Source organism: Buchnera aphidicola (Chaitophorus sp. 3695), from assembly GCF_964058985.1.
Classification (GTDB): domain Bacteria; phylum Pseudomonadota; class Gammaproteobacteria; order Enterobacterales; family Enterobacteriaceae; genus Buchnera_J; species Buchnera_J aphidicola_BQ.
Genome location: NZ_OZ060379.1, coordinates 461,294 through 472,039, shown reverse-complemented (window position 1 = coordinate 472,039; position 10,746 = coordinate 461,294). Strand labels below are relative to the sequence as shown.

Below are 10,746 nucleotides of genomic sequence, written 5' to 3'. Positions count from 1 at the left end.
ATTGTTTTAAATTATATTTTTTTTATAAAACTATTGATTTCATTTGAAAAACTTATATATTTATATATATTATTTAATAATTTGATAAAAAAGGTGTAAAATTTTTATGGATTTAAAAAGAAATAAAATTTATATTTATTTTTTTGTTTTAATTTTATTTGTAGCTGGTATTTTTTATTTAAAAAATGTTCCTTTATTTCAAAAATATATTCGTAAATTAGATTTTATAAATTATAAAAAAACTGTAGATTATTTAGGGAAAAAATATTCAAAAATATTTTCTCATCATAATCAAAACTTTTATAATTCTTTAAATACATTAAATTTAATGAAAAAAAATTTGAATGAAAAAGATATTTATTTTATTACAACACATTATCAAAACTATTTGTCTTATGTAAATGACGCCGATCTTAGAAATAATTTGTCTTTAAAATTTTTTCACATGGCATTTCAATTAAAAAATCCAGAATACTCTTTACAAATATTAAACTATATGAAGCAATATCCATGGAATAATATTTCTAAAATATATAAACAAAATATAGAAAAATATATGTATCAAAATAATCAATTAAATTATTTATATTTATATAATAATGTTTCATTTAATTAATTTTTTTATACATTAAATAATTTTTTAAAATATTTATCTATAAAATCAGGTATTATTAAAAAATGACTTTTAAGATAGCTCTTATTGGAAATCAAAATGTAGGAAAATCTACAATATTTAATTATTTAACAAAAACTAAACAAGTTTTAATTTTAAAAAAATATAAAAATTTAAATAGAGATCGACAAATTGGATTATTTATATTAGAAAATAATGTAATAAAATTAATAGATACAGCAAGCTTTTTTCCATCAGAAAAGGATATTTTAAGAAAAGAAATATTAATACAAAATAATTTAGCTATATCTGAATCAGATCTAATATTTTTTATAGTAAATGCTCAATCTGGACTAACATATTTAGATCAAGAAATATCTAAAAAATTAAGAAAACATAAAAAATCAATTATTTTAATTATAAATAAAATAGATCAAGCAAAAAATTTTGATTATATAAATAGTTTTTATAAATTAGGTTTTCGAGAAATATACAAAATTTCTGCTTTAAATAAGAAAAGTTTAGATAGATTAAAGAAAAATGTTTTATTGTTTTTAAACAATTCTGTATTGTTAAAAAAAAAATTTAATATATCTAAAAAATTTTCTAAAATAAAAAATTTTAATTTAATAATTAAAATAGCTGTTATTGGAAAACCAAATGCAGGAAAATCTACGTTAATTAATAGATTAATAAATAAAAATAATAGAATTATCACTTCTAAAATTCCTGGAACAACAAGAGATACAGTTTTAGTATCTACAATTTTTAAAGATATCAAATTTATTTTTTTTGATACAGCTGGTATAAGAAGAAAATCTAAGATACATGATAATTTAGAAAATATATTTGTAAAAAAATCCATTATCACTTTAAAAAATTCAGATTTATCAATATTGGTTATTGATGTTACAGAAAAAAATATTTCTAATCAAGATATAATCTTATCAAATTTAATTTATACGTTTAGATCATCCATGATTATATTATTGAATAAATGGGATTTATTAAATAAAAAAGATCAAAAATTATTCAAAGATAATTTTTTATTTCGTTTTCGTTTTCTCAAAAATATAAAATTCTATTACATTTCTGCAATTTTTACGAAAAATATTCAAAATTTATTATTAAATTCAATTAAAAAGATATATCTTTTACAAAATAAAAAATATAGTAGTAAATTTTTAACAAAAATTTTACAACAAGCAATTAAAAATCAAAAACCTGTCTCTAAAAGCAGTTATATTCGTACAAAATTAAAATATGCGCATTCTGGTGGAATAAATCCACCAATTATTATTGTACATGGAAATAGAGTTAATAATTTATCTCAATCATATAAAAAATATTTAAATAACTTTTTTCAATCTTCTTTAAATTTATTTGGTATCCCTTTAGTTTTAGAGTTTAAAAATAGTAAAAATCCTTATACTTTAAAAAAAAAATAATTTGTAATAAAATTAAAAAAATATTTATTGTATTAAGTATGATTTGTAGTATATTTAGGAATTTTAACTTCAATATTTGATTTTCCTAATTTTGCTTGACATGATAATCTACTATTTTCAGTTAAATCCCATGCTTTATCTAAAACATCTTCTTCTTTTTCAGTAATTTGAGATAATGTAGAGAATCCTTTTTTTATTATACAATGGCATGTGCTACAAGAACATGATTTTTCACAAGCATGTTCTATTTTTATATTATTTTTTAAAGCAACATCTAAAATCGATTCTCCTTCTTTTCCAAAAAAAGAACCTCCATTAGGTAATAATTTTTTATGCGGTAAAAATTTTATTTTAGGCATATTTATTTACTCTTTATTTAATTAAATTTCAAAAATTTTATTTAGAAAGAATTTTTATAATGATTTATTTTATTTAATTTTTTTTTTAAAATTATGTAAAAATAATATTTTTTGAAATATAATAAAAGATTTTTTCCAAGATTTTTTTTTAAATTTTATTAAAATTTTTTTAATATATTTTTTTATTAGTTGATTAATTTCTTTATAAAATAAAGTAATTTTTTTTATATTATTTTTATTTTTTTGTATTTGACTTAATTTTTTATAATATTTAAATTGTTTGTTTAAAAAAGATTGATTTAGATTTGTATTTATTTTTAATGATTTTAAATTAAATCCATTTAATTTTAAAATGTATTGCATGCGTTTTAATGGATTTTTTAAAATTTTGTAACCTTTATTAGTATAAATAGATTTTTTTAACGCATTTTTTTTTTTTTATAAGAGCAATTTACGAAAAAATCAGGATGGTATTTTTTTTGTAAAAAATAATATCTTTTAGATAAATCTTTTATTGAAATATTAAATTTTTTTGGTAATTTAAAATAAGAAAAATAATTCATATGTTCTCTTTATTTATTTGAATTTAATAAATTAAAATATATGTATAAATAATTTTTTAGAATTTTATTAACTATTTATTTTTTATTTAATTTTGTTTTTATTTTTATAGTCTTGAATTGCAGCTTTAATAGCACTTTCAGCTAAAATAGAACAATGTATTTTAACTGGTGGTAAACTTAATTTTTTTGCTATAGATTTATTTTTTATTTGACTTGCGGAATTTATAGATTTTCCTTTTATCCATTCTGTAATTAAAGAACTAGATGCAATAGCCGAACCACATCCATATGTTTTAAAACGTACATCTTCTATAATTCCTTTTTTATTAACTTTTATTTCTAATTTCATTACATCTCCACATGCTGGAGCACCAACTAAACCACTTCCTATTTTTTTACTTTTTTTATTAGAAAAAGATCCTACATTTCTAGGATTTTCATAATGATCTAAAACTTCTTTACTATATGCCATGTTATCGATCCTTTTAAAATTGATATTTTTAAAAAAAAATTATGTATTCCAATTAACTTTATCTAAATCAATACCGTTTTTATACATTTCCCATAAAGGAGATAGATTACGTAATTTTTGAACAGATTTTTTTACTAATTGAATCGTAAATTCAATATCTTCTAATGTTGTAAAACGACCTATAGAAAATCTTATAGAACTATGTGCTAATTCATCTTTTAGTCCAAGTGCTTTTAATACATAAGATGGTTCTAAACTAGCTGAAGTACAAGCTGATCCAGAAGAAATTCCTATTTCTTTTAAAGACATAATTAAAGATTCACCTTCAATATATTTAAAACTGATATTTAATATATAAGGGCTTCCTTTTTTTGAATCTAAATTACTATTTAAATGAATTTCTGAAATTTTTGATAAACCATTCCATAAAGTATTTCTTAGTTTCTCTATTTTTAAATAATCTTTTTTAATATTTTTTCTAGCAAGTTTACATGCTTGACTCATACCTACAATTTGATGTACCGCTAATGTTCCAGATCTCATACCTCTTTCATGTCCTCCACCATGTATTTGTGGATAAATTCTAATTCGAGGTTGTCTTTTTACATATAAAACTCCTATTCCTTTAGGTCCATAGATTTTATGTGCAGAAAAAGATAATAAATTAATTCTTATTTTATTTACATTTAAAGGTATTTTACCTACGCTTTGTGTTGCATCTACATGAAAAAAAATATTTCTTGATAAACAAATTTCAGATATTTTATGTATATTTTGTATTACTCCGGTTTCATTATTTACATGCATAATTGAAATTAAAATCGTTTTTTCAGATATTTTTTTTTGAAGTTCTTTTAAATCAATTAAACCATTTTTTTTAGGTTTTAAATATGTAATTTTAAAGTTTTGGTTTTCTAAATATCGACATGTATCTAAAACAGATTTGTGTTCTGTTTGGCTAGTAATAATATGATTACCTTTTTTTTGATAAAAACTAGTAATACCTTTTATAGCTAAATTATTTGATTCTGTAGCTCCAGAAGTAAAAATAATTTCACGAGGATCAGCGTGAATTATTTTAGCTATTTCAAATCTAGAAATATTAATAGCTTCTTCAGCAGACCATCCAAATTTATGTGATCTAGATGCAGAATTTCCAAATATTCCATCTATAGTTAAATAGTTCATCATTTTTTTTGCAACTATAGGATCTACTGGAGTAGTAGAAGCATAATCCAAATAAATTGGAATTTTCATTTTTTTTTACTCTTGATAGATTTTTTATTATATTAAATTTAAAACTATATAAATATATTTTTAAGTTTTTTTAAAAATTTTTTATTTTAATATATTATACATTATAGTAAATTAAATATTCAGTATTTTATAGAATTTTAAATAGATTAAATAAAATTAATTTATAAAAATAATTATTCTTGATTTTTTTATAAAATTGTATTATATAGAATATTGTCTTTATTTTTTTGTTATAATAAGGGTGTAGTTCAATTGGCAGAGCATCGGTCTCCAAAACCGACTGTTGGGGGTTCAAATCCCTCCACCCTTGTATAAAAAAAATATTATCATAAAAAATTAAATTTAAATATTTTAAACATAAATATTTAATAAAATTTTTAGACAAAAGTATTTTATACATATTTTTAGTTTATCTTTTATAGAACTCTATTTTAAAAAGAGTGTATATAAAAATTTTTTTAAAAATTTTTTATTTATAAAAAATATTTATTTATAAAAATTTAAAAAATATTTTATTAAATATTCTTTATGGAATAAAAATTATGCCTGAATATCGTTCCAAAAAAAGTACTCATGGAAGACATATGTCTGGAGCTAGAGCTTTATGGAGAGCTACAGGAATGACTGATCAAGATTTTGGAAAACCAATTATAGCTATAGTTAATTCTTTTACAGAATTTGTTCCAGGTCATATTCATCTTCGAGAAGTCGCAAATGTAATTTCAAAAGAAATATATAAATCAGGTGGTATTCCAAAAGAATTTAATACTATTGCAATTGATGACGGTATTGCCATGGGTCATTCAGGAATGTTATATTCATTACCTTCACGTGAATTAATTGCAGATTCAATAGAATATATGATTAATGCACATTGTGTAGATGCAATGATTTGTATTTCAAATTGTGATAAAATTACTCCTGGTATGTTGATGAGCGCTTTAAGATTAAATATTCCTACAGTTTTTGTTTCCGGTGGTCCTATGGAAGCAGGTAAAAAAATTCATACTCAAAATAATTTACTAAATCATTTTAAATTAGATTTGGTAGATGCTATAATGAGCAGTGCAAATCCAAATTTTTCTGATTTAGACGTAGATGAAATTGAAAAATCAGCATGTCCAACATGTGGTTCTTGTTCAGGAATGTTTACAGCTAATTCAATGAATTGTTTAATAGAAGCATTAGGTTTAGCGCTTCCAGGAAATGGTACTTTATTAGCTACACATACTGATAGAAAAAAATTATTTGTACAAGGATCTAGATTAATTGTTAAAATCACTTGCGATTATTACAAAAATAATCGTAGAGAGTATTTACCTCGTTCAATAGCTAATAAAAATTCTTTTTTAAATGCTATGTCATTAGATATAGCTATGGGTGGATCTACAAATACTGTTTTACATTTATTAGCTGCGGCACATGAAGGCAAAATTAATTTTAAAATTCAAGATATTAATTCTTTATCGAAAAAAATACCGCATATATGTAAAGTTTCTCCTAGTACACCTTTATATCATATGGAAGATGTACATAGAGCTGGTGGAATTATATCTATTTTATCTGAATTAAATCAAAAAAAATTAATTAATTCTCAAGTTAAAAACATACTTGGTTTGACTTTAGATCAAATGTTCAAAAAATATGATGTTTTATTAACAAAAGATAAAAAAGTTAAAAAATTTTTTTTAGCAGGACCTTTAGGACGTAGAACAAAAAAAGGTTTTTCACAATCTTTTAGATGGGAAAAATTAGATTTAGATAGAAAAAAAGGATGTATTCGGTCTGTAGATAATGCTTATAGCAAAGATGGTGGTTTAGCAGTTTTATATGGGAATCTTGCATTGGATGGATGTATTGTTAAAACTGCAAGTGTTGATAAAAAATTACAAATATTTAAAGGACCTGCTAGAGTTTATGAATCACAAGAAGATGCATCTTTTGCTATATTAAATAAAAAAATCTGTATTGGAGATGTAATTGTTATTAGATATGAAGGCCCTAAAGGTGGACCTGGAATGCAAGAAATGTTATATCCTACAACATATTTAAAATCCATGAATTTAGATAAAAAATGTGCATTAATAACAGATGGACGATTTTCAGGTGGTACATCTGGTTTATCTATAGGACATATTTCTCCAGAAGCTGCAAATAAAGGATTAATTTCTATAGTACAAAATGGTGATTTAATAGAAATAAATATTCCAAAACGTAGTTTAAAATTACTTGTTTCTGAAACAGAAATTAATCAAAGATTTATTTTAGAAAACCAAAAAAATAAGCCATTTATTCCTATCAATCGAAAACGTTTAGTATCTTCTTCTTTAAAATTTTATTCTTTTTTTGCTACAAGTGCAGATAAAGGAGCAGTGAAAGACAAAAAAAAATTAAAAAATTTTTAAAGTAATATAATTTTTTAAAATTATTTGAATTAATATTATTATTCTTAATCAGAATGTAATTTTTTATCAATAATGGAGTAATTTAAGAATGTTGAATTATTTTAATACATTAAATTTTCGTCAAAAAATTCAAGAATTAAGTCAATGTAAAATTATTCATAAAGAATGTTTTTTGAATGGATTAAATATTTTAAAGAATAAAAAAATTGTTATTGTGGGGTGTGGTTCTCAAGGTTTAAATCAGGGTTTAAATATGAGAGATTCTGGTTTAGATGTTTCTTATGCATTAAGAAAAAATAGTATATTAAATAAAAATAAATCTTGGTTACGTGCTATTGAAAATAATTTTAATGTAGATACATATGAGTCTATTATTCCTAAAGCAGATTTAGTTATTAATTTAACTCCAGATAAACAACATGAAGTTGTAGTAAAAGAATTGCAATTATTTATGAAAAAAAATTCAGTATTAGGTTATTCTCATGGTTTTAATATTGTAGAAATGGGTACAATTATTAGAAAAGATATTACAGTAATTATGGTTGCTCCAAAATGTCCTGGAACAGAAGTACGTGAGGAATATAAAAGAGGATTTGGAGTTCCAGCGTTAATTGCAGTACATAAAAAAAATAATATTTTAAAAAAAGGTTTAGATTATGCTAAAGCATGGGCTTTTGCGATAGGATCACATAAAGCTGGTGTATTACATTCATCTTTTTCAGCTGAAGTTAAATCTGATTTAATGGGTGAACAAACAATATTATGTGGTTTATTACAAACTGGATCTATAGTTTTATATGAATATTTAGTTAATGAAGGACATGATACGAGATACTCTGGAAAGTTAATACAACATGGATGGGAAGTAATTACTGAGTCTCTTAAACATGGTGGAATTACTTTAATGATGAACAGATTATCTAATCCATCTAAAATTCGAGCATTTTATTTAGCAAAAAATTTAAAAAAATTATTTAAATCTTTATTTAAAAAACATATGGATGATATTATTTCCGGAAATTTTTCTTTAAATATGATTAAAGATTGGAAAAATGATGATCAAAAATTATTAAATTGGAGAAAAGAAACACAACGATCTATGTTTGAAAATTCTCCAAAGTATTTAGATGATATTCCGGAAGAAGAATATTTTGGACATGGAGTATTTATGGTTGCACTTTTAAAAGCAGGTATTGAATTAGCTTTTGAAACTATGTTAAATTCAGGTATTCGTAAAGAATCAGCATATTATGAATCTTTGCATGAATTACCTTTAATTGCAAATACTATTTCTAGAAAAAAATTATTTGAAATGAATATTGTGATATCAGATACTGCTGAATATGGTAATTATTTATTTTCTAAAAAAGCAATTCCTTTATTAAAAGATTTTATAATTAATTTAAAATATGGAGATTTAGGTAATCTTTTAGTATCAAATGATGTAGATAATATAACGTTAAAAAATATTGATGAAAAAATTTATAATCATCCTATTGAAAAAGTTGGAAGAAAATTAAGAAAATACATGAAAGATATGAAAAAAATTAATTTTAAATTATAAATTTATGTTTGTAAATATAACTTTTTATTCTATAAATACTATTATTTCTAGGAATTATTTTTAAGAAAATTATTTGATTTTCTTAAAAATATTCTAACTTTTTATTATATTCACTTAAAAAATTTTATATTTTTAATAAATTCTAATTTATTAAATTAATTTTTTAATTTTGATAAAAATAGTTTTAATTTATTATTTAATATTTTATAAAATTAAAAAATTTTTATAAAAATTTATTATTATTTATATTTATATATAATGATTTCAAAAAACGTATTTTACAAAAAACAATATTTTAGAGATTTTATTTATGACAAAAAAAATTAAAAATATTACAGATGAAAACTTCGAAAAATATTTATCAGAAAATAAAAAATATCTTTTAGTAGATTTTTGGGCTACTTGGTGTGCTCCATGTCAATCTTTGTCTATTATATTAAAAGAAATTTATAATCAATATAAAGATAACTTAAAAATTATAAAAATTGATATTGAAAAAAATCCTACACTTACATCTGAATATTCTATACAAAGTATACCAACTTTAATACTTTTTAAAAAAGATCAAGTTATCGATAAAAATATTGGATTTTTATCTAAAGAACAATTACATTTATTTTTGAATAAAAATATACATTAATTATTTTTAAATTTATTTATTTTAAATATGTATTTTTATTAATTATTTTTGATTTAATATAATTTTATAAAAAATACATTTTAAAAAAGAATCATCACTTCTATTTTATTAAGAACTTACCATTATGAATCTAACAATTCTAAAGAATACTCCTGTATCAAAATTAATTATACTTGGAGAAACAGTTGGTTTAAAAAATTTAGCTCGTATGCGAAAGCAAGATATTATTTTTTCAATTTTAAAACAACATGCTAAAAGTGGAGAAGATATTTTTGGAGATGGAGTATTAGAAATATTACAAGATGGTTTTGGATTTTTAAGATCTTTAAATAGTTCTTATTTAGCAGGACCAGATGATATTTATGTTTCTCCTAGTCAAATTAGAAGATTTAATTTAAGAACAGGTGATACAATTTCAGGTAAAATTAGACCACCTAAAGATGGAGAAAGATATTTTGCTTTATTGAAAGTAAATAAAGTAAATTATGATCAACCAGAAAATGCAAGAAATAAAATTTTATTTGAAAATTTAACACCAACTCATGCAAATTCTCGTTTAAGAATGGAAAGAGGTAATGGGTCTACTGAAGATTTAACTGCTCGTGTTTTAGATTTAGCTTCTCCAATAGGTAGAGGACAAAGAGGATTAATCGTTGCTCCTCCTAAAGCTGGAAAAACTATGTTAATTCAAAATATTGCACAAAGTATTGCATATAATCATTCAGATTGTGTATTAATGGTTTTATTAATTGATGAACGACCTGAAGAAGTAACTGAAATGAGAAAATTAGTACATGGAGAAGTTATAGCTTCTACATTTGATGAACCTGCATTACGTCATGTACAAGTTTCTGAAATGGTTATCGAAAAAGCTAAAAGATTAGTAGAACATAAAAAAGATGTAATTATTCTTTTAGATTCTATTACAAGGTTAGCTCGAGCATACAATACTATTGTACCTTCTTCTGGAAAAGTTTTAACAGGAGGAGTAGATGCTAATGCATTACATAGACCAAAGAGATTTTTTGGAGCAGCGAGAAACGTTGAAGAGGGAGGAAGTTTAACAATTATTGCTACTGCTTTAGTAGATACTGGATCTAAAATGGATGAAGTAATTTACGAAGAATTTAAAGGTACGGGAAATATGGAATTACCTTTATCTAGAAAAATTGCTGAAAAAAGAGTATTTCCAGCAATTGATTATAATTTGTCTGGAACAAGAAAAGAAGAATTATTAACATCTACGCATGAATTAAAAAAAATGTGGGTTTTAAGAAAAATTCTTCATCCTTTATCTGAAATAGATGCTATAGAATTTTTAATTAATAGATTATCTGTAAGTCGAACTAATGAAGAATTTTTTGATTTAATGAAACGTGGTTAAATATATTACTAGAATTTTTGTATATAAATTATATTTATAAA

Annotated in this window: 11 protein-coding genes and 1 tRNA gene; 7 read left to right on the top strand and 5 right to left on the bottom strand. The window is 22.0% G+C overall.

All coding sequences use genetic code 11. The annotated features are described in order from the left end of the window. Window positions 1-106: 106 nt before the first annotated feature. A complete protein-coding gene (locus AB4W58_RS02270; protein ID WP_367674055.1) occupies window positions 107-616 on the top strand; it encodes a hypothetical protein in 510 nt (169 codons plus the stop codon). A gap of 62 nt (window positions 617-678) precedes the next feature. Further along, window positions 679-2,061 (top strand): ribosome biogenesis GTPase Der, encoded by a 1,383-nt coding sequence (der, locus tag AB4W58_RS02265; RefSeq protein ID WP_367674054.1) that lies wholly within the window; start codon window positions 679-681, stop codon window positions 2,059-2,061. A gap of 32 nt (window positions 2,062-2,093) precedes the next feature. Here der and fdx read toward each other — a convergent pair whose 3' ends face one another. The 5 genes from fdx to AB4W58_RS02240 form a co-directional block, all read right to left on the bottom strand. Continuing rightward, a complete protein-coding gene (fdx, locus tag AB4W58_RS02260) occupies window positions 2,094-2,420 on the bottom strand; it encodes an ISC system 2Fe-2S type ferredoxin (RefSeq protein WP_367674053.1) in 327 nt (108 codons plus the stop codon). Between the two features lie 69 nt (window positions 2,421-2,489). Further along, on the bottom strand, window positions 2,490-2,807 hold the full coding sequence (locus AB4W58_RS02255) for an iron-sulfur cluster co-chaperone HscB C-terminal domain-containing protein (protein WP_367674257.1): 318 nt from the start codon (window positions 2,805-2,807) through the stop codon (window positions 2,490-2,492). Between the two features lie 32 nt (window positions 2,808-2,839). Then, window positions 2,840-2,983, bottom strand: coding sequence for a hypothetical protein (locus tag AB4W58_RS02250; protein WP_367674052.1), 144 nt, complete (start codon window positions 2,981-2,983; stop codon window positions 2,840-2,842). 82 nt (window positions 2,984-3,065) lie between these two features. Continuing rightward, entirely contained in the window at window positions 3,066-3,455 is a 390-nt protein-coding gene (gene iscU, locus AB4W58_RS02245; RefSeq protein WP_265226378.1) for a Fe-S cluster assembly scaffold IscU, read from the bottom strand. Between the two features lie 39 nt (window positions 3,456-3,494). Next, a complete protein-coding gene (locus AB4W58_RS02240; protein ID WP_367674051.1) occupies window positions 3,495-4,712 on the bottom strand; it encodes an IscS subfamily cysteine desulfurase in 1,218 nt (405 codons plus the stop codon). A gap of 237 nt (window positions 4,713-4,949) precedes the next feature. Here AB4W58_RS02240 and AB4W58_RS02235 point away from each other — a divergent pair. The 5 genes from AB4W58_RS02235 (at window position 4,950) to rho (ending at window position 10,705) form a co-directional block, all read left to right on the top strand. Continuing rightward, window positions 4,950-5,022, top strand: a tRNA-Trp gene (locus tag AB4W58_RS02235). A gap of 232 nt (window positions 5,023-5,254) precedes the next feature. Further along, entirely contained in the window at window positions 5,255-7,117 is a 1,863-nt protein-coding gene (gene ilvD / locus AB4W58_RS02230) for a dihydroxy-acid dehydratase (RefSeq protein ID WP_367674050.1), read from the top strand. A 91-nt stretch (window positions 7,118-7,208) separates the two neighbouring features. Next, window positions 7,209-8,681 (top strand): ketol-acid reductoisomerase, encoded by a 1,473-nt coding sequence (ilvC, locus tag AB4W58_RS02225; protein ID WP_367674256.1) that lies wholly within the window; start codon window positions 7,209-7,211, stop codon window positions 8,679-8,681. Window positions 8,682-8,991: 310 nt separating this feature from the next. Next, entirely contained in the window at window positions 8,992-9,321 is a 330-nt protein-coding gene (gene trxA, locus AB4W58_RS02220; RefSeq protein ID WP_367674049.1) for a thioredoxin, read from the top strand. A 124-nt stretch (window positions 9,322-9,445) separates the two neighbouring features. Beyond that, a complete protein-coding gene (rho, locus tag AB4W58_RS02215; RefSeq protein WP_367674048.1) occupies window positions 9,446-10,705 on the top strand; it encodes a transcription termination factor Rho in 1,260 nt (419 codons plus the stop codon). The last annotated feature ends 41 nt before the right edge of the window (window positions 10,706-10,746 follow it).